This is a genomic window from Paenibacillus aestuarii, from assembly GCF_027789125.1.
In the GTDB taxonomy this organism is placed as follows: Bacteria; Bacillota; Bacilli; order Paenibacillales; family NBRC-103111; genus Paenibacillus_E; species Paenibacillus_E aestuarii.
Genome location: NZ_JAQFVF010000027.1, coordinates 70,343 through 94,662, shown reverse-complemented (window position 1 = coordinate 94,662; position 24,320 = coordinate 70,343). Strand labels below are relative to the sequence as shown.

The 24,320-nt window shown below is 51.4% G+C and carries 29 protein-coding genes; 8 read left to right on the top strand and 21 right to left on the bottom strand.

Annotated features, from left to right (window positions below):
- Nucleotides 1–80: 80 nt before the first annotated feature.
- Genes O9139_RS12980 through O9139_RS12960 form a run of 5 tightly spaced genes read right to left on the bottom strand, consistent with a single transcriptional unit; the run spans nucleotide 81 to nucleotide 5,198 of the window.
- Nucleotides 81–938, bottom strand: a complete 858-nt coding sequence (locus O9139_RS12980; RefSeq protein WP_270879906.1) for an STM4011 family radical SAM protein — start codon at nucleotides 936–938, stop codon at nucleotides 81–83.
- A complete protein-coding gene (locus tag O9139_RS12975; RefSeq protein ID WP_270879905.1) occupies nucleotides 935–2,308 on the bottom strand; it encodes an STM4012 family radical SAM protein in 1,374 nt (457 codons plus the stop codon). Before O9139_RS12975 ends, O9139_RS12980 begins: the two co-directional genes overlap by 4 nt.
- Nucleotides 2,309–2,328: 20 nt before the next feature.
- On the bottom strand, nucleotides 2,329–3,114 hold the full coding sequence (locus O9139_RS12970) for an STM4013/SEN3800 family hydrolase (RefSeq protein WP_270879904.1): 786 nt from the start codon (nucleotides 3,112–3,114) through the stop codon (nucleotides 2,329–2,331).
- Between the two features lie 18 nt (nucleotides 3,115–3,132).
- Entirely contained in the window at nucleotides 3,133–4,350 is a 1,218-nt protein-coding gene (locus O9139_RS12965) for an STM4014 family protein (RefSeq protein WP_270879903.1), read from the bottom strand.
- Nucleotides 4,351–4,352: 2 nt separating this feature from the next.
- The gene (locus O9139_RS12960; RefSeq protein ID WP_270879902.1) at nucleotides 4,353–5,198 is read right to left on the bottom strand and encodes an STM4015 family protein; all 846 of its coding nucleotides are present in this window, start codon (nucleotides 5,196–5,198) and stop codon (nucleotides 4,353–4,355) included.
- 184 nt (nucleotides 5,199–5,382) lie between these two features.
- On the opposite strand from O9139_RS12960, the gene O9139_RS12955 reads away from it, so the two are divergent.
- Nucleotides 5,383–6,063, top strand: coding sequence for an SIMPL domain-containing protein (locus O9139_RS12955; protein ID WP_270879901.1), 681 nt, complete (start codon nucleotides 5,383–5,385; stop codon nucleotides 6,061–6,063).
- A gap of 72 nt (nucleotides 6,064–6,135) precedes the next feature.
- Here O9139_RS12955 and O9139_RS12950 read toward each other — a convergent pair whose 3' ends face one another.
- The gene (locus O9139_RS12950) at nucleotides 6,136–6,384 is read right to left on the bottom strand and encodes a copper homeostasis protein CutC (protein WP_270879900.1); all 249 of its coding nucleotides are present in this window, start codon (nucleotides 6,382–6,384) and stop codon (nucleotides 6,136–6,138) included.
- Nucleotides 6,385–6,587: 203 nt separating this feature from the next.
- On the opposite strand from O9139_RS12950, the gene O9139_RS12945 reads away from it, so the two are divergent.
- Nucleotides 6,588–6,911 carry a hypothetical protein gene (locus O9139_RS12945; RefSeq protein ID WP_270879899.1) on the top strand — a complete coding sequence of 108 codons (324 nt, stop codon included), beginning with the start codon at nucleotides 6,588–6,590 and terminating at the stop codon, nucleotides 6,909–6,911.
- Nucleotides 6,912–6,922: 11 nt separating this feature from the next.
- Here the strand turns inward: O9139_RS12945 and O9139_RS12940 are convergent, their stop codons facing one another.
- The 3 genes from O9139_RS12940 to O9139_RS12930 form a co-directional block, all read right to left on the bottom strand.
- On the bottom strand, nucleotides 6,923–7,438 hold the full coding sequence (locus O9139_RS12940) for a GNAT family N-acetyltransferase (protein ID WP_270879898.1): 516 nt from the start codon (nucleotides 7,436–7,438) through the stop codon (nucleotides 6,923–6,925).
- 23 nt (nucleotides 7,439–7,461) lie between these two features.
- The gene (locus tag O9139_RS12935) at nucleotides 7,462–8,154 is read right to left on the bottom strand and encodes an NAD-dependent epimerase/dehydratase family protein (RefSeq protein WP_270879897.1); all 693 of its coding nucleotides are present in this window, start codon (nucleotides 8,152–8,154) and stop codon (nucleotides 7,462–7,464) included.
- Between the two features lie 165 nt (nucleotides 8,155–8,319).
- Complete coding sequence (locus tag O9139_RS12930; protein WP_270879896.1) at nucleotides 8,320–9,837, bottom strand: MDR family MFS transporter; 1,518 nt, start codon at nucleotides 9,835–9,837, stop codon at nucleotides 8,320–8,322.
- A gap of 187 nt (nucleotides 9,838–10,024) precedes the next feature.
- Between O9139_RS12930 and O9139_RS12925 the strand changes: the two genes are divergently transcribed.
- Nucleotides 10,025–10,186 (top strand): asparagine synthase, encoded by a 162-nt coding sequence (locus tag O9139_RS12925; protein ID WP_270879895.1) that lies wholly within the window; start codon nucleotides 10,025–10,027, stop codon nucleotides 10,184–10,186.
- 173 nt (nucleotides 10,187–10,359) lie between these two features.
- On the opposite strand, the gene O9139_RS12920 is transcribed toward O9139_RS12925, so the two are convergent.
- The 3 genes from O9139_RS12920 to O9139_RS12910 all read right to left on the bottom strand — a co-directional run bounded on the left by O9139_RS12920 (nucleotide 10,360) and on the right by O9139_RS12910 (nucleotide 12,853).
- Entirely contained in the window at nucleotides 10,360–10,710 is a 351-nt protein-coding gene (locus O9139_RS12920) for a DUF805 domain-containing protein (protein WP_270879894.1), read from the bottom strand.
- 75 nt (nucleotides 10,711–10,785) lie between these two features.
- A complete protein-coding gene (locus O9139_RS12915) occupies nucleotides 10,786–11,019 on the bottom strand; it encodes a helix-hairpin-helix domain-containing protein (protein WP_270879893.1) in 234 nt (77 codons plus the stop codon).
- 91 nt (nucleotides 11,020–11,110) lie between these two features.
- On the bottom strand, nucleotides 11,111–12,853 hold the full coding sequence (locus O9139_RS12910; RefSeq protein ID WP_270879892.1) for an AAA family ATPase: 1,743 nt from the start codon (nucleotides 12,851–12,853) through the stop codon (nucleotides 11,111–11,113).
- A 426-nt stretch (nucleotides 12,854–13,279) separates the two neighbouring features.
- Between O9139_RS12910 and O9139_RS12905 the strand changes: the two genes are divergently transcribed.
- Together O9139_RS12905 and O9139_RS12900 are read left to right on the top strand one after the other, a co-directional pair.
- Nucleotides 13,280–14,524: a TolB family protein gene (locus O9139_RS12905; protein WP_270879891.1), complete on the top strand. Its 1,245-nt coding sequence runs from the start codon at nucleotides 13,280–13,282 to the stop codon at nucleotides 14,522–14,524.
- A 248-nt stretch (nucleotides 14,525–14,772) separates the two neighbouring features.
- Nucleotides 14,773–15,123 (top strand): hypothetical protein, encoded by a 351-nt coding sequence (locus tag O9139_RS12900; protein ID WP_270879890.1) that lies wholly within the window; start codon nucleotides 14,773–14,775, stop codon nucleotides 15,121–15,123.
- A gap of 141 nt (nucleotides 15,124–15,264) precedes the next feature.
- Here the strand turns inward: O9139_RS12900 and O9139_RS12895 are convergent, their stop codons facing one another.
- The 5 genes from O9139_RS12895 to O9139_RS12875 form a co-directional block, all read right to left on the bottom strand.
- Nucleotides 15,265–16,005: an amino acid ABC transporter ATP-binding protein gene (locus O9139_RS12895; RefSeq protein ID WP_270879889.1), complete on the bottom strand. Its 741-nt coding sequence runs from the start codon at nucleotides 16,003–16,005 to the stop codon at nucleotides 15,265–15,267.
- An 18-nt stretch (nucleotides 16,006–16,023) separates the two neighbouring features.
- Nucleotides 16,024–16,704 carry an amino acid ABC transporter permease gene (locus tag O9139_RS12890; RefSeq protein ID WP_270879888.1) on the bottom strand — a complete coding sequence of 227 codons (681 nt, stop codon included), beginning with the start codon at nucleotides 16,702–16,704 and terminating at the stop codon, nucleotides 16,024–16,026.
- A 15-nt stretch (nucleotides 16,705–16,719) separates the two neighbouring features.
- On the bottom strand, nucleotides 16,720–17,511 hold the full coding sequence (locus tag O9139_RS12885) for an amino acid ABC transporter substrate-binding protein (protein WP_270879887.1): 792 nt from the start codon (nucleotides 17,509–17,511) through the stop codon (nucleotides 16,720–16,722).
- Between the two features lie 134 nt (nucleotides 17,512–17,645).
- On the bottom strand, nucleotides 17,646–17,843 hold the full coding sequence (locus tag O9139_RS12880; RefSeq protein WP_270879886.1) for a hypothetical protein: 198 nt from the start codon (nucleotides 17,841–17,843) through the stop codon (nucleotides 17,646–17,648).
- Between the two features lie 78 nt (nucleotides 17,844–17,921).
- Nucleotides 17,922–18,593 (bottom strand): glycosyltransferase, encoded by a 672-nt coding sequence (locus tag O9139_RS12875; protein WP_270879885.1) that lies wholly within the window; start codon nucleotides 18,591–18,593, stop codon nucleotides 17,922–17,924.
- A gap of 159 nt (nucleotides 18,594–18,752) precedes the next feature.
- Between O9139_RS12875 and greA the strand changes: the two genes are divergently transcribed.
- The gene (gene greA, locus O9139_RS12870) at nucleotides 18,753–19,220 is read left to right on the top strand and encodes a transcription elongation factor GreA (protein WP_270879884.1); all 468 of its coding nucleotides are present in this window, start codon (nucleotides 18,753–18,755) and stop codon (nucleotides 19,218–19,220) included.
- Nucleotides 19,221–19,402: 182 nt separating this feature from the next.
- The gene (locus O9139_RS12865; RefSeq protein ID WP_270879883.1) at nucleotides 19,403–20,419 is read left to right on the top strand and encodes a S66 family peptidase; all 1,017 of its coding nucleotides are present in this window, start codon (nucleotides 19,403–19,405) and stop codon (nucleotides 20,417–20,419) included.
- A gap of 162 nt (nucleotides 20,420–20,581) precedes the next feature.
- Here the strand turns inward: O9139_RS12865 and O9139_RS12860 are convergent, their stop codons facing one another.
- From O9139_RS12860 to O9139_RS12845, 4 genes are all read right to left on the bottom strand, one after another.
- The gene (locus tag O9139_RS12860; protein ID WP_270879882.1) at nucleotides 20,582–21,538 is read right to left on the bottom strand and encodes a metal ABC transporter substrate-binding protein; all 957 of its coding nucleotides are present in this window, start codon (nucleotides 21,536–21,538) and stop codon (nucleotides 20,582–20,584) included.
- 3 nt (nucleotides 21,539–21,541) lie between these two features.
- Nucleotides 21,542–22,366 carry a metal ABC transporter permease gene (locus O9139_RS12855; RefSeq protein WP_270880130.1) on the bottom strand — a complete coding sequence of 275 codons (825 nt, stop codon included), beginning with the start codon at nucleotides 22,364–22,366 and terminating at the stop codon, nucleotides 21,542–21,544.
- Nucleotides 22,312–23,019 carry a metal ABC transporter ATP-binding protein gene (locus tag O9139_RS12850; protein WP_270879881.1) on the bottom strand — a complete coding sequence of 236 codons (708 nt, stop codon included), beginning with the start codon at nucleotides 23,017–23,019 and terminating at the stop codon, nucleotides 22,312–22,314. Before O9139_RS12850 ends, O9139_RS12855 begins: the two co-directional genes overlap by 55 nt.
- A 352-nt stretch (nucleotides 23,020–23,371) precedes the next feature.
- A complete protein-coding gene (locus O9139_RS12845; RefSeq protein WP_270879880.1) occupies nucleotides 23,372–23,815 on the bottom strand; it encodes a Fur family transcriptional regulator in 444 nt (147 codons plus the stop codon).
- Between the two features lie 214 nt (nucleotides 23,816–24,029).
- Between O9139_RS12845 and O9139_RS12840 the strand changes: the two genes are divergently transcribed.
- On the top strand, nucleotides 24,030–24,311 hold the full coding sequence (locus tag O9139_RS12840; RefSeq protein ID WP_270879879.1) for a hypothetical protein: 282 nt from the start codon (nucleotides 24,030–24,032) through the stop codon (nucleotides 24,309–24,311).
- The last annotated feature ends 9 nt before the right edge of the window (nucleotides 24,312–24,320 follow it).

The following is a 24,320-nucleotide window of genomic DNA, read 5'->3' as shown; positions in this document are numbered from 1 at the left end:
CTAATCTGCCCTTCCTCAATCCCTTGTCCTTCTTGCATGCTTGTTGCGGTCAACAGACCGGCTTCATTGTATCAAGGAGGTCAAGGGATTTTTGCGATCCGTTCGAGTACGCGCTCTCCATAAATAGAAGCGAACTGCTGCTCCTCCATATGAATGTAGCCGATATAACAATCACATTGTCTCATACGGCACGGCCGTTCCCTGCATATTTCTTCCAGTCCGTCTTTATACAAATTTCCGATTACTTGACGATCCTTATAACATCGCTTTACGCGCCCATCTCCTTGAACATAAAACACAGATTGCCCGGTACTGCACGGCTTGCCCATACTGTCGTAATCTTTAGCGTTAAGGCCAAAATAGGGATCCACACGGCTCAAAAACGCCGTATCCTCTGCAGAGTAATAATCCGGTCTATCTTTGTATGCATTGACCCACATATAAACATCATCGGGCAATGCCTTCCGTATGGAAGCCATGGAATTGAACGCGCTCTTAACCCCGACACAGCCTACACTGAACAGGATTTGTTGCCCATAGAGCTTGAGGCATTGCTGTAAAAATCGCTCTTCCTCCGTCTGCCCGGGGTGGTAGGTGACCCAGAATGCGGCCGTTGCCGGATTCAAATCACCGATCCAATCAAGCTTAGCGGATAAGTTGGTTTGTATCGCAACTTTGTCGACATGCTGCATGTGGGACAATTTAACCAAAGCTTCCCTGTACCAACGATGCGTAAGTCCTTCACCATAAGGGTTAAAAAACACAGATAACCGATGCCCGCTCCCCTCTTGCTCCTCTACCCAATCGACAAATGTCTGTACCTGCAGCCGGTCCTTCAGCAAAGACTCCTGACTATCCGTGTTCTTGCTAAAAGGGCAGTACGGACAGTCGTAATTGCATGAGCTTAAGCTCCCGCGAAAATAAAGTGTCGCTTTCATGCAAGATCACAGCTTTCCATGAGCGCACGAATGTCCGGGGAAATAAACCAATCTCCAATCGCATCGGAGTACATAAGCCCTTCATCCGTCAATCGCAATACATCGTGCTCTATCACAGCAAGATCGGTATGGAGAAGCAGATTCAATTCGGGATAATCGACAAGCGCTGATGCTGCAAATCGCTCCAGATAGCTGCTCAGTGCCAAGCCTTCCATGTGAAGCAGCGCTTTGAGTATAAAACGGCGCTGTTGATCATCCTTGCTAAGCACAAGGCCGTAATCGGCATGAGAGTAATCGGCTGCAGCCACATAGTCGGCAATAATACTTGCTGTAGCAGCACGCCCTACACTGTATCGCGAGGAATAATGGACATTCCTGGTGTAAGACCGTGCGCCACAGCCAAGGCCGATCATGCCTTCTTCCTGACAGCTGTACGGAAGCAATTTCTTACCCGAACCCGCTGCCGCTTTGGCAAATCTGCGCATCGAATACTGTGTATACCCTTGCGCAAGCAGACGTTCCCGCGCTGCGCGATAGAAGCTAACTCTGTGATCTTCGCCGCTTTGCCTGATCTGCTCCGGCTTTACAATGGTGTGCTCACGCGTGTACAGCGGATAAATAAATATCTCCTCCGGCTCATAGGATAGCGCCTTATCCAGCGAATACAACCATGACGCCATCGTTTGCCCAGGAAGGCCATATATCAAGTCCAAGTTAAGAATCGGAAACCGGTACTGCTTGAGTTGTTCCAGCGCTCTTTCAACCTCCTGCGGCTTCTGCGGACGATAGATCGCTTCCGCTTCAGACGAGATGAAGCTTTGAATGCCCATGCTGACGCGATCCACCTGCCGGCTTTGTAAAATAGCCAGGCGTTCGGCGGTTACCGTCTCGGGAGATGTCTCTACCGAGATTGAGACTTGAGCTGGATCCAAGCCAATCACATCTTGGGCAATATGAAACAACCGCGCAAGCTGGACAGGCTCGAGTAACGTCGGCGTGCCGCCTCCGATAGCAAATCGGGCAACCGGCTTTTTCTGAATGAACGGAGCCCATTGTGCAGCTTGTCTTTCCAGAGCATCCACATATTCGGCATGAACATCGGCTCTCTTGTCAGGTAAGGTGAATAAATTGCAGAAGCCGCACCGAGCCCCGCAGAACGGGATATGCATATATAAAAAGTACGTATCTGCCATTTCCTGGCTCCACAGTTCAGAAAGCAGCTTCGACGCCAATGCTCGATAGGCAGTTTTGTGCGGATAAGCATACAAATAAGACCGATAAGGCTCTGCTGTCAGGCCGTCTTTCCAGCTGCGTAGAGCCTGCGGGTTGTGGAGGATGTTCAAGTCATTCGAATCGACTGTATGGCTCATCGTCATCTTCTCCTCTCACCTTACAAAATAAACTCGCGATAAGGCACGTTCCACACGACCTCATGTGCAAGCCTGTGGCCGTGATAGCCATCCTCCCCGAAGGCAGTGCCATGATCTGAGAACGCCATGCAAAATACAGGCCGTTCCCGTTCCCTGAATGCCTGAAACAATCGCCCCAGTTCTCCGTCAACATAACGGAGTGCCGCGCGCTGCGTCGCTATGGAGTCTTTTTTCGCTCCTGGCACAAAATAATGATTAGGCCCATGAATGGCTGAAATATTCATAAACAAAAACAGCCGCTCTGGCAGAGATGAATTTTGCAGAAGCTTGATGGCATGATTCACCTGATGCTCTGTTGAGCGTTGATTCGTAACCCCAAAGGTCATTCTCCAATAGCTTTCCTGGAAATAACTGGGCAGCACTTTGGCCAGCGGAACTTTTTTCGTGAAAAAGATGACGCCGCCAATACAGATCGTCCGATAGCCCTCTGCCTGCAAACCGGATACAATATCCGTTGAATCAAATTGCCATGTATACGGATGTGTATGTAGTCCCGTATTTTTCGAATGAAACAACCGAACATGTTCTGACTTATTTGTCGTAGCCGGAGTCGGCAGAAAGCCGCCAAAAAAAGCATGATGCGCCGCATAAGTGAAGCTTCCCGGCGTGTGCCGCATTTCCCAATGCCCATCGCCGCACAAATTCGGGCAGTTGTCTTCCTCCAGGACAGCGGCGTCATAGCGCAGCGTATCCAGTGTAATCATGAGAATATCATGCGTCCCAACCATTTCATTCATGTTAAACATCGTATGATCCCCTTCCATTTAGATCGTCGAAGGGAGCGAAGCCATTCTCATTTCCCATTCATAGGGGTCATGTCCTTCATATTGACTATGATAGAGTAAATCTCCGAATGGATTGACATCCAGTACGTAAGGCCGCAATGATCCGCTGCTCAATAATACATCGATGCCTGCAATGGTGGAATGTGGAAAGGCCGCTAACGTGTGCTCGGCACATTGCCGCACCGTATGTTGAAGATCGTCAGCCAGGCCAATCTCCATTAAGCCCATGCGCTCGCTATCGAGATGCAGATTCGTGATAGGTGTTCTGCTTACTCTGGCGATGCTGTGACATGACTTACCTGCGACAACAAGCTGTCGGATGTCGAACGTGCGATCGCGATAAGAAGCTTTGGGAATCCATTGCTCGATATGAGCGCCATGTCCCAATAACCAGTTGATGATTTGGCGAATAACATGGCGTTCTTGATAATTCACCAGTTTTTTCACGTTATAAAAGATCGGAGGTCTGGTTTGAAAGTTATCCACAGCTATTGTAGTCACAGCCGATTCTGCCCCTGTAACGGGGTTCACTTGGTACGCAATGACGCCGCATGCGCCGGAGCCCGTTGCCAGCTTAATAAACAGTCGGTGTACCCGCTCACGAACCATCGTATCCCGTAACGCATCGTAATCCGGAATCGCTTCCGGTGACGCTAATCTTCTAGGCACCGGCAAACCGGCCGATGATAAGATTTCGTGCGTATACCGCTTATCGAACATGGCGGCTATATCCTCAGGAGCATTCATCCAGCGTGGTGTATGCCACAGCTGTCTGGCCTCTCTGTCCAGCCTTGACAGCAGGCGGCAATACCCGCGGAACCACTGCGAAGGATGATAGAGCTTGCCCTTGCATTCCTTCATGCCTTGCGCCATCCTAAGCGGAATAGGCTGATGGGCGCTTTTGGAATACCGAAGCCATCGCTCGTCGATCTGGCTGCTTGCCGCATCAGGGGCGCCTATCGCAATAAGTTCGCGTTCCACTTCAAAATGCTCCCCTGGTGCGTCAAGCCGCAGCAAGGGCGGCTCATCCATCGTTCGCTGCAGGCTGTGGGCAATCGAGCTCAATGATGCTTGGCCCTGCAGCACATCGATATATTGTAAAACAAGGGCTGGGGGCAACCCCAGCCGAGCTCTTGCCGCTTGCAGTCCAGTCGTTCTTCTATTCCCGGCATTGCCAATGACAATCATCGCTTTCATCGTTACTCCGTCAAGGAAGGATAGCGATAATCGCCATTATCATCAGCATCCTGCTGATCGCTTATATCTACGTTAAGGCCCGACTGCTCCCAACGCTCCATCATTTCATCCGACATATAATGATAGCTTAAATTAAGCAGCTCTAGCTTCTTGATTTTGTCACTATAAAGAAGTGCCTCAGCCCCCTGATCCGTCAATGTTCCCATGGAAAGATCCAGCGTATGAAGCTGATCAACAATCGGAGCATTCGCTACCGCTATCGCAATTGCATCTTGGATTTCACTGTCTTTGAGCCCCAAATAAGTAAGATGAGGGAATTTGCCTGGCTCAATCAGCGGGAGAATATCGTCGAGGCTTCCGTTGAAGCCATAATCTTCTACGCCCAGATAAAGCTCCAGCTTCCGCAAGTTTTTGAAACTGCCTTCGCTAATGCTAGCAATAACGTCTCTTCCAAGCCCACCGCAAATCACCGTAAGCTCCTCCAGGTTGTCATGGTGAGCAGGATCAAGACTGAGACCCGTGCTTCCTTTGATCGTCAACGAGCGCAACTCGGGATAAGCGGACAGAATCGGCCCCAGATTGGATTGATTAATCCAAGAGACCTCGCATTCTTCATAGGACATATCACCAATAAACAAGCTGCGCAGCTGCGGAAAACGGTCTTTCAAGCGAACGAGCGTTTCAACAATTGCACTGGAATCATTCTCGTAAGCTCCGCCCCAATCACCGATGATCAGACTTTCAAGCTGCAGGCTCTCAGCTTTGTTGGCAAGCTCCTCTAGTAAATCTACGATTTTGACGCCATTCTCGTACTGATCATAATCGACTGATAGTTTACATGCGGACATAAGAATCCCTCCTGGAAATAAATTACCAACCTTTCACTTATTATAAAAGCTTCTCTTGCAGCTTTCAATTTTTTCCAACCCCTCTACCATCCCATCACAAAAAACAAATATCGTAACCGTCATAACATCAAATCCTGCCAGCATAAAATTTGAAAACGTGTGAAAAGGAGCTGAAAAGAGTTCTATGAGCCCTATGTACGGCAATCCATATGTTCATCCTGCTTCGGCCGCCTCTATGAACCAGCAGGCAACAATTGAAGTGCTTGGCGAAGGTACGGTCCAAGCCGCTCCCGACCGGGCTGTCATCGTGCTTGGCGCTGTCACGGAAGGCACGAACCTGACCCAGATTCAAGCCGAGAATGCGAAGATCACTACCGCTGTGATTCAGTCATTGCTTGCGCTTGGGATTCCCCGGGAACACATCCAAACGCAGGAATACCGGATCGACACGCAGTATGATTATCCGGACGGGAAACAGACATTTCGCGGTTATAAAGTCACGCATCTGCTGCAAGTGACGACAGACCGCGTCGAGCAGACCGGAGCCATTGTCGATGCCGCTGTCGCCAGCGGAGCTAATGAGGTGAGCAGCATCCGGTTCACGATGGCGCATCCGGAAGTCTATGAGCAGAAGGCGCTGACGAAGGCTTTGCGCGATGCGCAGCAAAAAGCCGTCACGATCGCCGACACGATTGGCGCCCAGCTGAGCGCCGTCCCTATCCGCGTTCAAGAGCCCGCTCATGCAGCAGAGCCGGTACCTTACAGCGTCAAGTTTGCCGTTAGCGCCGCAGCGTCGCCCACGCCAATCCAGCCCGGGCAATTGACGATCAGCGCAACCGTGCGGGTCTGGTACTTATTTGCCTAAGCTGGATTCCCGCTTCAAAGATTCGGGCGTCAACCCGCTTCCCGCTATAATGGCAATGGAAGACGCTTTGCTTCAGGCAACGGCGCGTTGCACTTCCGGAACCGCGTGCAGCACGTTAGGTTTGCCGCCTGAAGTGAGGGTCCGGTCTATTGGCGGGAACCGGGCAAGCTGACGGAGCGCTTCCTCGACATCGGCGGCTTCGTCAATCGCCCGGTGAAACGTGACCGACAGCCCTTGCGCCTCCTCGAGCAGCATGCTCAGCGCTTCGGTGTCGATCTGCTTGTCCGGCGTAAGCGCCCCCAGCTGCTTCGCGATCCGCATGGCTATAGCAAAAACCGCTGCTATGCGGCCGGATCATGACCTGGACAGGCAGCTTTACCGCGCGCACTGCGGCCTCGATCAAGCTGTAGCTGGGCGTAAGCCCGCCTTCCGTCTGCTCTGCTTCCTTTTTATCACCATTGCAAGCTGTTATAATTAAAAAAGTAAAATTACACGAATCACTTGATCCGCTGCCGGGAGGAATTATGATGCTTGATAAGGTTATGAATGCCTTGGAAACCGCTTTGAATAATTGGAATGCAATGTTCAGCTCTGGCAGTATGGACAGCGATCAGGCGGAGGAAACGGCCAACCGCTTTGAAGCCTCTTTTTATACGTTCATTGATGCGCTTCGCGAATGGGTGTACAGCATGGATAATCCGCCGCAAACTTTGGATGCGTTCATGGAATTAGACGCTGTGAAAGAGATGGCCGATCAGCTTCCGGCGCCGCTTTATTTGAACTTTGAAACCGAAGCGGAGCTTATTGTTGAGCGCATTAGCAGAGCAGACGAAGATAAATATGATTGACTCGCTCGCAGCTACGCCCAAGTTTTCACCAACGCTAAAATGAGATCATCGTCGACGACGACCTGCTGACCATACTTCATATACTCGCCGTTCTGATAAATCCCCCGTCCATCCGGGATGTACCCGCGCTTGACATACATCGCCTGGGCGGGACCATAGTCGCTGAATAGTCCGACCCGAATCCCGGCTTGTGCCGATCGCTGGCGGATGAGTTCCTCCGCCCGGTCCATAAGCAGCGTGCCGATGCCTTGCCTGCGATAGCGGATCAGCACGTTGAAATCTTGGATTTCGGGAATCCCCTGCTCCTTGAACAACGGATAATCCGGTTCCCAAATAATGTTGACATAACCGGCAAAGTCACCCTCTGCCTCGGCAACCAGCGTTACGTGCCGCCCCAGCTTTTGCTCCTCGACATACCTGACATATTGCTCGGCGGGCTTGTTCCAACCTTGCGCGAGAAAAGCTTCGGAGACTTTCGCAGGATCATTCTCCTGCATGAAGCGAATCGTGATCGTACTCAACTTCATCGCCTTCCTTCCCTTTTTACTACTTACTTTCTCGCCAATTCCAAAATATCCCTGCTTTCTAGTATCCTTTTGTCGTACCCCTTATGAACCGAATGAATCATCGCAAGCCCCAGCTCTTGAAGCTTAATGAGATGATTGGGAAACAGGGCGCGCAAGCCTGGATACATCCATGTCAGGGCACGATAATAGCGATGCGTATTCTTGAGACCTTTGGTCGGATGCATGTAACCGGGGCGGAACATGTAGGCTTTTCGAAAAGGCAGCTGCAGCAGGCGGTTTTCCGTTCGGCCCTTGACCCTGGCCCACATGCTCTTCCCTTTCTCGGTGCTGTCCGTGCCGCTGCCAGAGACGTAGCAGAATACCAGCTCCGGGTTCAATCTGGCGAGCGTCTGAGCCATATGCAAAGTCAGATCGTACGTGAGCTTGCTGTACGCCGCTTCGTTCATGCCTACTGACGATACGCCCAGGCAAAAATAACAGGCGTTATACCCGCTAAGCCGGTGCTCAATGGCCGTCAGATCCATAAAATCGGCATGGATGATTTCTTCTAATTTCGGATGCGACACACCGCAGGGCTTGCGGCCAACGACCAATACCTGTGTGACATCTGGATGATTCAGGCATTCGTGCAAAACGCCCTCTCCGACCATACCGGTAGCACCGGTAATAATCGCTTGAATGGTGGGCTTCGCATCCTGATTGTGATTTGCCGTCATAAAGCTGCTTGCTCCCTTCTTAACTAAACGTTCATTTAATAATTCAGTTTATAATAAACGATCATTCAGTTATTTTCAATTTCAGCAAAAAGCCCCTGCAGGCGGCTGGGGCGAAATTACATAACCTCGCGCTTCCGCACAGGGGCTTCTCTTTTTTATCACGTCTTAATGCGATTGCACCGCAGCCTTGGCTGCCTCCGCTGCTTCCTTCTGCGCCAGCACCTCACGCCTCATGAACCAGCAGAAGATAAACGCGACGACAGCGAAGCCGATCCCGATTGCAAACATATGCTGGAACGCTACAGCAAATACGCTCTTGATCTGCAGCAGCAGATCAGCCGACAGCCCCGCGGGGATGCCTCCATTCATAATCGCCTGCTCGGTGCCTGGCGGGAACTCGGCGGACAATTGCCCGATTCCGGTCGTAATATTTTTGGCCAGCAAACTGCCGAAAATGCTGAATCCGAGCGTAGCACCGATGGACTGGAACAATTGAACGGTCGCCACGCCGACCCCCATATGCTCCTGATCAACGGATTCCTGCACGATTAAGTTATCGCCTCCGAACAGCACACCGATCCCGAGCCCCATGATGACAAAGGCCACAACCATATAGAGCACCGTCGTCTCTACCTGTACGCGGGAAAGCAGCACATAGCTAATGATCGGGAAAATAAATGATACGATAAACAAATACTTGTAAGGGATCTTCGTAATCAAATTACCGCAAACCATGCTGGCCGGTATCGCCCCCGCCATGAAGGCTAGTGTCATATAGCCGGAAGCTGTTGGCGTCATGCCCATCACGTTCTGCGCAAAGAACGGCAAGCCGGACATGCCGCCCATAATGCCAAGCATCGTCAGGAACACAATGCAGGATAAGACAACGACCGAGCGGTTCTTGAAGAGCACCAGCGGAATAATCGGCTCGAGCGCTTTGGACTCGACACGCACGAACAGCACAATAAAGAGCAGGGCCGCAGCCAGCAGCCCGATCACCGCCGGTGACGACCACGCATAGCCTCGAACATCGATCAATACGGGAGCCATCAGCAGCGACGTCATCGCAAGAACCAGCATGATCGCCCCTAACCAGTCAATCGGCTTCTTCTCCGTACTAGAGGATTCACGCAAACCTTTGGCAACGATGAAAGCCGAAATCAAACCGATCGGAATATTAATCAGGAAAATCCAGTGCCAACTCACATGACTGACGAAATATCCGCCAACCGTCGGACCGACCAGCTGCGGCAAAATTAATAAAGGACCGATCATGCTCTGCACTTTAGCCCGCTGCTCCAGGGGAAACGTGTCGCCGATAATAATCATGCCCAGCGGCATTAATCCCCCGGCGCCAATCCCTTGAATGCCGCGACCGATGAGCAGCACCGTCATAGATTCAGCAAGCCCGCAGATGATGGAGCCTAGCATGAAGAACGCGACACAGCTGAGATACACTTTTTTCCGCCCGAAAATATCGGCAAGTTTGCCGAAAATCGGCATGAACATCGTAATGGACAGCATGTAAATACCCGCGACCCAGCCATAGAGCGATAAACCGTGAAGATCGCGAATGATGGTCGGCAAAGCCGTTGATACGACGGTTTGATCCAGCTCCGAGAAGATGAGTCCGAGCAGCAGACCGATCAGGATCAGCGATTTTTTGTTTTGATACTTTTCCACAAATACACCTCAATTTCTCAATATCTGTTTCCTCTTGTTACCAGTATAAGACGTCAAGACCTTCCGATCATCAGCCGTGGGTTCGAAAACTGCTCCGTCTCTAGACGTAGATTGCCATGCATATTTACTGCTGCTTAACCTCACAATATACCTTGTCTTTCCAATTAACGAAAAGGAGTGAATCCATATGCGCGAAGGTTTGATACCTGCTGTTCTTGGAACTGTAGTTACGGCTTCAGCTGCTTCACTGCTTAAAAGCAAGTACAAGCTTGCTGCTACGGGTGTTCTCGGTTTCGGGTTGGCCCACGTTATTCTTGGCGCCATCGATCTCGTCGAACATCGCTCGTAGGAATTGGAGAGACGAAGGAAAGAGTGCAGGCCGACTGAGGCGGCTTGCGCTCTTTTTTGTTTGCGACGGAGGGGGAGGATACCTGCACGCAGCCGTACAGCCAAAGAAAAACCCTGTAAAACCCATTGCGGGCTCTACAGGGCGAAGTGAAACAAATCTCGCACTTGGGCAAATCAAGCAAATGCTTTCGGGTTGGCGCCGTATTGATTGTCGTTCGGCTCGCTATCTTGGCACAGGAAGACGATCAGAATGATTGTTCCAATCAACGGTATGAGGCTGATCAGCAGCCACCATCCGCTCCTTCCCGAATCATGCAGCCTGCGGACGCCTATACCGAGAGACGGCAGCAGTACTGCCAGCGAATACAGCCCGGTCAGCACAGAATTCAGACCAATCAGGGATTCCACAATCGACAGCACGATGGAGATAATGAGGTTGAACAAAAAGAACATCCAGTATTCCTTCCGTCTTGCTCTACCTTGAAACACCGCGTAATTCTTCCATGCTTTCACATACCATTCCATAGGCGCTCCCTCCTCATCATGATTGTATGTGCGGGGGAGAGCGACTATTACAGGGTATGTAACTATTCTATAGACTTAAGTGCGCTCGGATGCAGCGAAAGATAAGCCCCTCTCCGCAAGCGAGCGCCGAATGAGCTCCAGCGCTTTGGGCCCCATGCCGTGCAGCTTCAGCACCTCGGCTTCGGTGAGCCGGCTGAACTGCTCCAGCCGCAAATAACCGGCCCCGGCCAGCGCCCGCAGCGCCGGTTTCGCCAAACCAGCCGGCAGATCGCTGATCTGCGGCTCGTGATCGTTCGGAGCATTGGACAAAGCACATGCCTCCCTTCGCTTTTTCACCTAGTATCGCATTCGCGTTATACGGATATGCAACAAGAGCAGGCCGCTGCGGCCTGCTCTTCGCTTATTCTTCTGTTGGCGTCGGCAACAGATCATCGTCGTCATCGTCATCCGGCGTCTGTGCGGATGATTTGTCGGCGGCTGGCGCAGGTGCGGCGCCAACCATGTTCACCAGCTCGACGGGTCGGTTCTGACCGTATAGACGCACGTAAATCTGCTCGATCTCTTCACCCGTCAAGTCGCCTTGGAGCAGCAGCTCTGCGGCAATGGCATGCACGAAGTCCGCATGCTCGCACACGAGCACTTTGACCCGGGCCATCTGCTCTTTCAGCAGCTCGTTAATCTTGGGCCGGAGCGCTTTGAGCGCTTCGGCGCGCGTGCCGAAGGACAGCCAGCTAAACAGCTCATCACCCATTCCGACCATACCCAGGTACGCGCCGGCAATCTCGGTCGCCTGCTGCAAGTCGGAGGTAACGCCATTAAGCTTTTTACCCAAAAACTCTTCCTCCACCGCGCGCGCAGCCAAACAAACCTGAATTTCCGCCAGCATCTCGCTGTCGCTGTGGTTGTAACGCTCTTGCATCGGCTTGGTCGCTGCGAGACCCAACGCGCCTCCACGGCGGATAATCGTTACTTTCCACACGCGATCAAGCGGCTTGAGCAGAAACTGCGCGACAGCATGACCTGCTTCGTGATAAGCGACATTGCGCTTCTCGTCGTCCCGCATCGAACGCAGCGGCTGCTTGAGTCCCCATTCGTAGGTTTCCATCGCTGCCCGGAAATCTTCGTACCCGGCAAGCTGCGCGCCACGCTGATGAGCCATGACGACCGCTTCGTTGACGATGTGCTTGATCTGCGCCGGGCTGTAGCCGATCGTATCGAGGGCCGCCCGTTCCGGGGTCAGCGTCTCGTCGTGCTTCACTTTGCGCAAATAATATTGGAATATATCGATCCGGCCGTCATAATCCGGCGCGTCCACCCATAGCTGGCGGTCGAAGCGTCCTGGACGAAGCAGCGCAGGATCGAGCACATCCGGCAGGTTGGTCGCCGCTACGGTCAGCACCGCAGGGCGCTCGGCCTTTTTGCGGCGCAAGCCCAGACCGCGCAGCATGCGGGCGAACCAGTTGGCGTCGAGGTTCGGCGGGTCCATCTGCAGCAGCAGCTCGTTGAGCAGGCCGGAGCCGCCGCCCATGCCGAACATCATGCCGCCACCGCCGCCTTGCCGCTTCATGCCGATCGCATCGATCTCATCAATGAAGATGATGCAGGCGCCGTAAATTTTGGCAAGCTTGCGCGCTTTCTTATATAAATTCATGACCTTGAGGTTGCCAACGCCAAAAAACATATTTTGGAAACTCGGCGCCGAAGCGTAAGCAAATGGGACCTGCGCTTCATTGGCAATGACTTGAGCCAAATACGATTTCCCCGTACCTGGAGGTCCGCAGAGCAGGAAGCCCCGAATGGCTTCGCCCCCCATTTCTTTAAACTCCTTGACGCCTTTGAGCAGGGTTACGATCCGTTTCGCATTTTCCACGATTTCCGGATTACCTCTGTAATCATCCCATGTGGCGCCGGTCTCGCCGGGTAAAATCCAGTACGTTCGGCCTCGGGCAAGAAACCAGAACAAGGCAACGAATTGAATAATCATAAATAAGACCGCAAAGAGCAACTGGAACAAAAGGCTGAGAATACTTAACGCAACATTCCATGATGACGGCCCTCCAACCCATAACAGCACGCCGATGATGACGAGGGCTACGAGCCACAGAAGAAACTTACGCCACTTAATCCACCGATATCTTCTCATGGCTACACTTCCTTTTAGACGGTTTGAAATATTCTATTATGACCAAATAAACTCGTCAATAAATTTTTATCTGTATTTTCAAAAAACTATTCGTACTTGTGAGCGAAAAAATTTAAACGGCTTGTCTTGCTAAAAGGGGGATGTGAAGGAATCGCTTGCACCGCTATATTTTTATTCATCAATATGTATATTAATTCCTGCTAATGCTTTCAATTTCTTGATAAGGGGTCCGCAGCCAGTTGCCGATGCTCGTTTTTCGGTTCGCTCATCCTATTCACCCCTTTTACATTTTTTCCCTACCTATGTCCAGTATAGCACTGAATCTGCCTCGGCAGCATGTTTCTCTTCAAATGGGAAATAGTATAAATGATGAGTATGTAAGCACTTGCAGTGCTTGCATGAAGTGATGATGAAAGGAGCGGCTGAATGCGTGCACATATATTTCACAAACGTTTCTTTTGTTTGCTTATCATAAGTTTGCTGCTAGGTGCTGACGCCGAACCGCTTCAGGCGGCTAAGCCGGAGAGCCTGCTGAAAGCAGCTTTTGTGCGGAATGGAGATTTATGGAGCAAATCCGAAAGCAACGAGAAGCAGCTCACCCGAGTGGGCTCAGTCCGGTATCCGAAGTGGTCGTACGACGGCAGATGGATCGCCTATTGGAAGGGTGAGAGCAAGCCAGAGCTGTGGGCGTGGGACACACAGAGCGGACAGGCTCACCTCATGAGCTCGGAGGCGGATCCTAACTTTTATTGGGCTCCGAACCGTAATTGCCTTGCTTTTGTCAAGTCGCAGCAGCTCTTCGTCGTCCAGCCCGATCAGCCGGCGTCGGTGCGCCGCATCGCGGAGAACATCAGCAATTATGCCTGGCAGCCGGATGGCCGAGGATTCCTGGCCTCGGAAGCGGCACAGTCAACTGCAGACGGCTGGACGCCGGTGCGGCTGTTGTATATTTCGCCAGAAGCGAATGCTGAGCCGCAGCTGCTATACGTGCTGCCCAAGCCTTCGGACAGCTTTTTTGCCGTGGGCACGAGCACGTTCAAATGGTCGGCCACCGGGCGGTGGATTGCCTTCCTGGCGACCCCCACAGCCTCCTTATCGGCCGATGGCAATACGCTCTGCCTTCTGTCCAGCGACGGGCTTGTGTTCAAACCGATTGATCAGATGGTTAACAATGATCGATATTTGGAGTGGGCACCTGAAGGCGACAGCCTGGCCTATATCGAAGGGGTTGGTCGGGAGGGAACGACGAATAAGCATTTGAAGGTGCTGGACAATCCGCAAGCAGCGGCCAAAACGTATACGCCGTCAGGCTATGTGGAGCTGGGCTTCACTTGGCACCGGATGCGGAACATCGTCGCGAGCCGGGCGCAGGAAGCCGAGTGGACCAGCGATATCACAGCGCGACCGCTGCCGAGCCTGGTCAATGTGAAGCTGAGCGCATGGCTGCCGCTGCGGCGGATCATACCGCCGCCTGCGGGCTACGGCCAGTTCGCACCGGTTTCGCTGCCCTTCCAGCAGCTCGCTTGGGTGCAGTCGGATCGCCGCACGGCGAGCGTAGTCGTCGCGAACGCGCAGGGGCTTGAGCCTGCTGTTTGGATCGAGCGGCTCGATCTGGGCGACAGCTACTACGAACAGTGGAACTGGAGCAGTGTGCTGCAGTTTTATAAGTGAGGGGGCAAAGGCGCGGCTTTTGTCCCGCGGTGCAATGGTGGCGGATGATAGCGGAACTGTTGTTCCCGCCATTCGCTCTGCGCCGCCCCCCAACAGCTAATCCAAGCGGATTAGCTTTTTTATATACAAATAGACAAGGTTCCACTTGTATCATCAATAAAGCATAAATATTTTCTACGCCACTTCGACAGATTTTATAGCCCAGAAGTTTTACACTAAGATTACATACATTGGGAGGAGAGAGTGTATTGATTGAAAAAAATATTAAAGCTCATGCGATCTGGTTCATCAGCCAGGAAACTGAAAGAATTTTGAGGGATTTGGAAAGCGGACTTATCACACGAGATCAAGCCATCGGCAGCTATAACACAGTCTATAGCATCGCGTCTGGAATTGAAGATGCGAAACATATGAAAGTCATTTGCAGAATCATGAGCCATATTCGCAGTACGAATGTCTACTTCAACTTGCGCAAAATGTACTTAAGCAATTATTTTTCCGAAGAATCGCAAGTGCTTGAAATGAAGGAAATGAAGGAGATCAAGGAAGCGAAGGAGCCGCATGACAGCAAAGAATTAAAAGAGATCATCAATCAATGAAACGACGAGCTAACTCGGATGTTCGCTGCAACGGCCCGGCGGTTTGAGACCGTGTCAGCTGCCAGCATGCTGCAGCTTCTGCATGTGTGACACATGTCAGATGTCAGCAATTCCAATCCAAGTTAGCTTGTCGCTTTTTATTTACCGTATTTTTTTCAAAAATTGCAGCGTCCGCTCATTTTGTGAAGCCTCGAATACTTCCCCAGGCGTACCCTTCTCCACAATGACCCCTTGATCCATAAAAATCACTTGATCCGCCACCTCGCGGGCAAACGCCATCTCATGCGTCACCACGACCATCGTCATGCCCTCGTGTGCCAAGTCTTTCATCACCCGCAGCACATCGCCGACCAATTCCGGGTCCAGCGCAGAGGTCGGTTCGTCGAAAAGCAGCACCTCCGGGTCCATTGCCATCGCACGAGCGATGCCGACGCGCTGCTGCTGGCCGCCGGAGAGCTGATGCGGGTACATATCGGCGCGCTCCCGCAAACCGACCCTCTCCAATAGCGATAGCGACTTCCGCCTCGCTTCCTCCTTGGAGCGCTTCAACACGACAATCTGACCTTCAAGCAGGTTCTCCAGTGCGGTCAGGTGCGGGAACAGGTTGTAGTTCTGGAACACCATGCCGGTTTGCCGGCGGATGGCGCGGACGACCGCTGGGTCTGTTTTACGGTCGCTATGGAAATCAATCGACGTATCGGCAATCGACAAAGTGCCCGCATCGGGAACTTCCAGCACGTTCAGGCAGCGCAGCAAGGTCGTTTTGCCGGAGCCCGAGGGACCGATGACGACTGCGCAGCTCCCTTTTTCAACAAACAGATCGATGCCGTTAAGGACTTGCAGTCCGCCAAAACTTTTGCGCAGTCCCGTAAGCCGTATCATCTACAATGTCCCCCTCGCTTACTTGGCTACAAAACGGTCATAGCGTCCTTCCAGCCTATTTTGGAAATAAGACAGTACGGTGCTGAACATCAAATAAATAAACGCCACTTCCATATAAAGCCAAAGCGGCTCATACGTTACGGCGGCAATTTGCTGGCCTTTCTGAAACATTTCGGTGACCGTGATGGTCGCAGCCAACGAAGTATCTTTGATCAGGCTGATAAAAGAATTGCCGAGCGGGGGAATCGACACCCGCACAGCCTGCGGAAGGATGATGCGCCGCATCGTCTGCCAGGGCGTCATGCCGATGGCATATGCGGCTTCCCGCTGCCCTTTCGGGATCGATAAAATCGCGGCACGGATAATCTCTGAGCTGTAGGCGCCTTTATTTAAGGTAAATCCGATTATGGCAGTGGGAAAAGGCTCCAATGTAATCCCGATGCTCGGGAATCCATAAAACAAAATGAACAGCTGCACCAACAGCGGGGTCCCACGGAATATCCACACATAAAACCTCGCGATGGCGTTCAGCAGCCGAAAATCCGAGAGCCGGGCAAGCGCAGTCAGAAAAGCCAGCAGCAGCCCCAGCACGAAAGTGATAAGGGTGAGCGGCACCGAGAACAGCAAGCCGGCCTTCAATATAGGAAAAAAGGAATCGCTAAGGATTCCTATAATGCGCGCTGTGCGATCGGTTGTCATCAAGTCTCGCGTCCTTTACTTGGAAACGTCGGCGTTAAACCATTTTTGCGATATTTTCAGCGAAGTGCCGTCGCTCTTCATATCCGCTAAAGCCTTATTAATCTGCTGCACCAGGTCCGTGCTGCCTTTGCGCAGCAAAAACGCGTTGCTCGTCGCATTCGGCTCTTCATACACCGTCTTGATCTGCAATTCCGGACGCTGCTTTTTCAGATCCAGATAAGATAAGCTGTCGTTGAGCGTAGCATCGATGCGGCCTGAGGTGAGCAGGTCGATAGCTTGGTTGAAGCCTTCGACGACCGTGTTCGTGGCGCCGTGATCTTCGGCGATTTTACGGTAATTGCTGTCCAAAGACTGCCCAACCTTTTTGCCTTTCAAGTCGTCCAGCGACTTGATGTTCGTATTGTTCCCCGCAACGATGAGCACTGCCCGCGAAACGATGTACGGGTCGGACATATCGTATTTCTCCAGCCGGTCTGGACGTACCGCGACTTCGTTGGCCACCATATCGTACCGTTTGGCATCGAGGCCGGCGATCATGCCGTCCCACTTCGTTTCAATAAATCGCGGCGTTCGATTGATGCGTTTGCAAACTTCCTCGGCCATTTCGACATCGAAGCCGGTCAAGGCTCCCCCTTTATCATGAAACGTAAATGGCGAATAGGTCCCTTCTGTGCCGATCGTGATCTCCGCAGCTTTGGCTGGTGCGGCGCTGCCAGTGGCGGCAGGCTGCTGCGCCTTGTTCGTGCCGCAGCCGGCAGCAGCCACAAGCGCACAAGTGATCAGGGATGCGGTGAGCAGTTTCTTCATGCGGTTAGCCCCCATCAAAGGTTGGTCTCATTACTTACCTAACTATTTTTAGTAATCCAGGTAAGTCCTATTCGCCGATAGCCGCATAAAATAAAACAAGGCTGCCGATCACGGCAGCCTTGCGCTTGTACAGCCTATTCAACAACGATAAATTGATTCACCGAGCGCAGCAGCGGCTTCTCGTTAATCGTAATCGAGTTGGTGCTGTAAGCGACGATTTTTCCAGGTCCGAACACGCGTTGATTCATTTGTCTTGCTTCGATATTGCATCCTTGATTGCGGGCTTTTTCAAAGTCGATATCTTCGGTCAAAATCGTTCCAGGCGTTAACATGACATAACCTCCAAATTAATTTAGCAACTCTATATTAACAAAAGCTGCTCTATAAATACAATCGGAGGCCGCCAAGAACTAAAACCGGCTCGGAAATTGCTTGATAATGCCCGCCGAGAGGGCGTCAGCCAGCTTAATAATATGATCCAGGCCATGATCAAAAGCGGTGATATTCCCGTCCCAATCCTTTTTAATACGGGTCGTCGCTTCATCGGTCATCATTTGCAAATGGGTATACATCAGTTCCTTTACAGTAGCTTCCGGCAAGTTCGGATTGGCGCTGCTCAGAAACTTCGCAATGTCATCGGCATTGCGATGCCATTCATCATTCAGCTTCTTCAGCTCCGCCTTCTTGTTTCTTTTGGCGGCATCCACGATTTTTCCAGCCAGCACAATGTGCTCTTTCAATAATTCCGTCAATTTATTGCCCGCCGCATCCCCATAGAACGGTTTGATCGCGTTCCCGAGATCCTCCTGATTTCTCAACAGGCGTGCCAGCACCTTATCTTTATCTTTCAGTCCAGCTGCCGCGCTCACGATATATTTGCTGGTCCAAATCGTGTGCTCCATCCATAGCTTCCGCATATCCTCTTTCAGCTTCATAGCGCCGGCGCTGATGCACGGATTAGCAGCCTGCTCGGCTTGAGCAGCTTGTTCGCTGCTTGTTACCTCCGCGCCAGCTTGCACCGCAGGAAGCGCCAGTAATAGTGACATCATAACAAGCACAGAACTTACAACCTTTTTCAGCATGCTTCTTCTCCTTTTTCATTTACATTAATGGGCCCGTTGATATTTTCTACCGCTTGTCCCTTTTCATGCATGATTTCGCATCGGAGTCAGATATAGTGTACAATGCAAAGAAGAACATGTAAGCAGCACCCCCGAGGATACGTAAAAGGAGATGTATATATGTCAAACGACGAAATTATTTTGACTCCCGAAGGACTGGCGAGCCTGGAGCAGGAACTGGAAGAGCTAAAGGGCCCAAGGCGCAGAGAACTTGCAGAGCGCATCAAGGTAGCGATCAGCTACGGCGATTTGAAAGAGAACAGCGAGTACCATTCGGCCAAAGAAGAGCAGGCATTCATGGAATCTCGCATTTTGCAGATTGATCGCATGTTGAAAAAAGTTAGGGTCGTGGAAAATGCCGACCATTCCAAAGTGTCTGTCGGTGCGGTTGTCGTCCTGAATGACGTCGAGTTCGCGGAAAAAATCGAGTACAGGATTGTCGGCCCTTCCGAGGCTGATGCCAATAATAATAAAATTTCCTACGAAAGCCCGCTGGGCAGCGCCTTGATGGGCAAATCCGTAGGTGAAACCATCAGCGTCAATGCGCCGATCGGCGTAATTACATACGAGCTGCTTGAAATTAAATAAAACGACAAAGCCCACCTGTTCGCAGTAACGGGTTCTCTTTTGAAGTGAAATACAATACACTTCATTGACGATAAAATTGGCGTTCAAACTGACAACGGTTTGAGCGCCATTTTTTTATTGGAAGATATTGCACTAAATAAATTTTTACAGTAGAATGACGCAAATTAAGGAGGCTGATACATGTGATTAGATATCCGGCTTTAAACGAAGGAACAACAATTGGTGTCACAGCACCCTCGTCAGGAGTAAGCGTCGAATTACATGATTTGCTTAGACTTGCTTTCAAACGTATGGAGGTGCAAGGATTTAAAGTGGTTTGTGGGGAAACGATTTGGACGCAAAATAAGGCTAAATCTTCTCCAGCCAAAGTCCGTGCGATTGAATTGAATGCAATGATGAGCGATGATCAGATCGGTCTCATCATCCCGCCTTGGGGTGGCGAACTTTTAATCGAAATCCTTGAATACCTTGAATTTGATCATTTTAAAAATAAATGGATTTTAGGTTATTCGGACACAAGTGTTTTATTGTTAGCCGTAACCTTAAAAACAGGCACTGCAACTGCTCATGGAACAAATCTTGTTGATTTACGAGGAGATTATTCAGATCACACAACGGCCATGTGGCCATCTGTTTTATCCACTAAAACGGGCGAATCAATCCTACAATTTTCATCGGAAAAATATCAAAAGGAATGGAATCACGCTAACCCTTCGCCATGTGTCTTTCATTTAACCGAGCAAACATATTGGAAGTCTATTGCAAATCATCATGTTAACATGCAAGGTCGCTTACTTGGTGGATGTATCGATGTGATCAGACATTTAATTGGCACACCCTTCGGTGATGTCTTACATTTTCAAAAGAATCATTGCAATAATGAACCCATCCTATGGTATTTAGAGAATTGCGAACTATCGACTGCTGATTTACGCAGATCTTTGGTTCAGATGAAACTAGCAGGTTGGTTTGATCATTGTTCGGGTCTTCTTTTTGGAAGAAGCGATGCCAATCGACCTATTGATAATTATACAGCGGAAGATATTTATAAAGAGCTCTATGAGGAGTTACAAGTACCCATCATTTACGATATCGATTGTGGTCATGTTCCACCGCAAATGACCTTCATTAACGGGGCCTATGCTGAAATTGAAGTAAAAGATGGCAAAGGCTCTGTAAAACAAACTTTTAAACAGTAATTGCAGTTACACCCTGCGCAAACGATAAAAGACAGCCAAAACTGTCTTTTTATCGTTTATTAGAGGGCAAAAATAATGCCGGTTTGCTCGGGGAAGCCTGTTATCGATCGCAGCATGGGCTTTTTATTTCTCCGTAATTTTTACGATTACACTCCAAGGAAGTTAATCGTTCAAAGCTTGCTCCACCCCCTCGAGGTTCTTTGTCATGATTGCGATATAGTCCAGCCCCTGGGCCTTCTCCTCCTCCGTCAAGCCCTCCAGCGGGTTCAGCACAGCCGTCTTGGCCCCGATCTCTTTGGCTATCGTTGCTGCGATCTTAGGATCGGCCAGCGTTTCGAAGAAGATTGTACGGACGTTATGCGCCTGGGCAAACTTGACGACATCGGCCATCTTCTCCGGAGACGGCTCTTCTTCCGGCGACAGTCCGGCGATCGGCACTTGCGTCAGCCCATACGCCTGAGCCATATACGCAAAGGCCGCGTGCTGCGTAATAAAATCTTTCCTTTTGACAGCTTTCAGCCTCGTCTGAAAGTTTTCATCCAATTGCTGCAGCTTCTTAATATAAGCGTCGGCATTGCGTTGATACGCTTCTTTGTGAGCGGGATCGGCTTGTTCGAACGCCTTTTGGATCGCGGCAACTTCTTTTTGCGCCAACGCGGGAGCCAGCCATACATGCGGATCGAGCATTGACGATTCATGATCGTGCCCGGCTTCGCTTCCGCCTTCGTCTTCAGGCGCGCCTTCCATTAAGGAAACCGCCTGGCTTGCTTCCACGACGATGCGCTTGCTGTTCGCCGCACTCTCCAGCACCTTCGGCGCCCAGCCTTCGACGATGCCATTGTAAACAAACAAGTCCGCGTCCTTCACTGACGCAATATCTTTCGCAGTCGGTTCCCAATCGTGCGGCTCGACGCCAGGCGGGATCAACGCCGTCACTTCGGCGAGGTCCCCCGCCACTTGCTTGCTGAATTCATACATCGGATAAAACGTCGTCACCACTTTGAGCTTGCTGCTGCCCGTGTCAGGGTTCAATGATGCTTCCTTAGATGTGCAGCCCGCAAGCAAAAGCCCCGTTGTCGCAGAGAGAAGCAGTGATGTCTGCAGCCATGTTTTTTTCATTTTTTATAACCTCCATTGCTTGGTATAAAAATAATAGAGCTTCTTGATCCCCATGCTTGCCATCAAAATGGCTAGAAGCACCAGGGCAATCGTCCCGCCAGGCGGTACGCTAAGATGATAAGAAACCGTCAGGCCGGTCCCTACGCCGGTCAACCCTGTCACCATGGCGATGATGATCGCCCCGTAAAAGCTATGCGCAACCCGTGTCGCCAGCGCCGCCGGCAAAACAATCAGGCTGCTAACCAGCAGCACGCCGACGATGGGCATCGCCGCTGCGACGATCATGCCGGTGAGGATGCTGAAGCCCAGCGAGATCCATTTCACCGGCAAGCCGCTCACCCGCGCGGTCTCCTCGTCGAACGTCATCTGATAGAGCGGCCTGCGCAGCAGGATGAAGAACAGTCCGCCAAGCAGCGCTACAGCCGCCATCAGGGTGAGCTCCGTCCCGTTCACGGCGACCACAGAGCCGAACAGGTACGACGAGAAGCTCTGGCTCACGCCCCTGTTCAGACTCATCAGCACAACGCTGCTCGCCAGCCCGCCTGTCATCAGGATGGCGACCGACATTTCGCTGTATGTCCGATAGGAGCGCCGGATCATCTCCAGCGCTGCTGCCCCGGCGGCAGCGATCAGGAATCCGCTGAGCGTCGGATTCCACTTCAGATATGCGCCGCCGGCGACCCCGGCCAGCGAGACGTGCGAGAGCATGTCGGCCATCAGCGCCTGCCGCCGCAGCATCAGGAATACGCCTAGCACGGAGGCGATCAGAGCGATCAGAGCGCCGGCACAAAATGCCCGCTGCATGAAGTCGTAGTGCAGCATTTCCAGCCCTCCCCCTCTTTGCGTTCCAGTTCAATCTTGCGGTCCAGATATGGACCCGCTTCCGCGAGCTCGTGCGTCACCATCACAATGGTTCGCCCGTACTCTTGTACTTGCGCTTTCGTCCAAGCGTAAAAAGCTTCCCGGCTCTCCCGGTCCATCCCTGTCGTCGGCTCATCCAGTACGAGCAGATCCGGCTCCTGAGCTAGCGCCCTCGCCAGACAGATTCGCTGCTTCTGGCCGCCTGACAAATCGCCGATCCTGCGGCTGCGCATCTCCCACATGCCCACCTCGCGGAGCGCCTGCTCTGTCTTGGCATGATCCTCCCCCGTCAGCCTGCGCAGCCAGGAGCCGTGGACGAGCCTGCCCGAGCGCACGAATTCGAGAATCGTGCTTGGGAAGCCGCTGTTGAAGGCGGAGATCTGCTGCGGGACGTAGCCGATGCGCAGCTTTTGGCCCGCTTCATTGCTGGCCGCGATGTACCTCTTGCCTGCCCATGGCTTCAGCAAGCCGATGGCCAGCTTCAGCAGCGTTGTTTTGGCTGCGCCGTTCGGCCCTGTAACGCCGATGAATTCGCCGGTGTGCACCTCCATGCTCACCTGCTCCAGGCAGGGGACATGGGTGTACCCGAACGAGACGTCTTGCATGGCTAATAAAAGCATGTATGTAAGCCTCCTTTGTATGTAAAAATTACGATTAGCAAAGATGAGAAGTACTGCTCGCTGAAACTACTCATTACCGCTGGCATCGCGATATTATTCGTAAATATTACATTTAAAAGTGTAGCAGGGATAGGCGATTGCGTCAATCGGTTTATTTGAGTCCATAAAATGTCCCAAAACTAGCGTCCTAAACATGCAGCGGAAGTGTACTTCCGCTATTTGCCCATTTCCGCATGCCAAAAAGGCATCCACGAAACTCTCCGTTCCGTAAATGCCTATCCATCCTACCCTTGGCGTGCACACCCGCTCCGAACGCGCCTCCAAACGAGCGCCCCGCGTCCGCACTTCCCCACTAGGAGTTGGCCGCAGCCGTCTCCTGGCATTCATCGCACACCCCGTACACTTCAAAACGGTGATTGACGATTTTGAAATTGCCCGGCAATTGCAGCGCATGATCCATCGGACAATATTCGAAGGTCAGCGTTTTCTCACAGTTCATGCAAATGAGATGGTGATGATGATGATCAACGCAGCTCATCCGGAACTTCAATCCGCCTTCCATAAAATAAAACTGCTCCAGCGCGCCCATTTCACTTAGCAACCGCAGATTCCGGTATACCGTGTCGAAGCTTACGCTCGGATAGTGGACAGCCATTTGATCATATACAAATTTGGGCGATAAATACCCTTCCGTTTTGGCGAAAATCTCAGCAAGCAGCCGTCGCTGATCCGTAATCCGCCACCCGTGTCTCGACATCACGGCAATCATTTGTTCGACGCTATTTGTTTCCGACATGATTCGTTTCCTTTCAACGTTTATCTTTACTTATCATAGTGCAGCAATGGCGCAGCATAGTCAAGCCGGATTCCAGCTTTGGAAGATGGCATCTGTCCTATACAATAAATAATCAGAACACTCTAAAAAATTGAGCATGCTGTCCTGGAACAGCTTGAACACCTCTACCATATGATATAGTACGCAGCAGATCCTCCTAAGGAGGTGATATAATATGACATTCGCGCTTACTGGTATGATGCTTTATGCTATGTGGGTGGTACTTGCCTTGATGGGCCTTAACTTCCTCATGGGCTTGTACAACTCTTTCAAAGCTAGTGATTTCTCCGGCTCGACGATTGTTGGCTTCCTCCAAGACCTGCTCTTCTATGTCCTCCCATTATTCATGCTTGCCAACATGATGTCCCTGGATCCGACAGGCTGGATTATCAAGATCGCCTACTACGTCGGAGCGATTGGCGTCGCTCTCAAGTATATGGCAGGCTTTAAAAAATGATTTGTAATC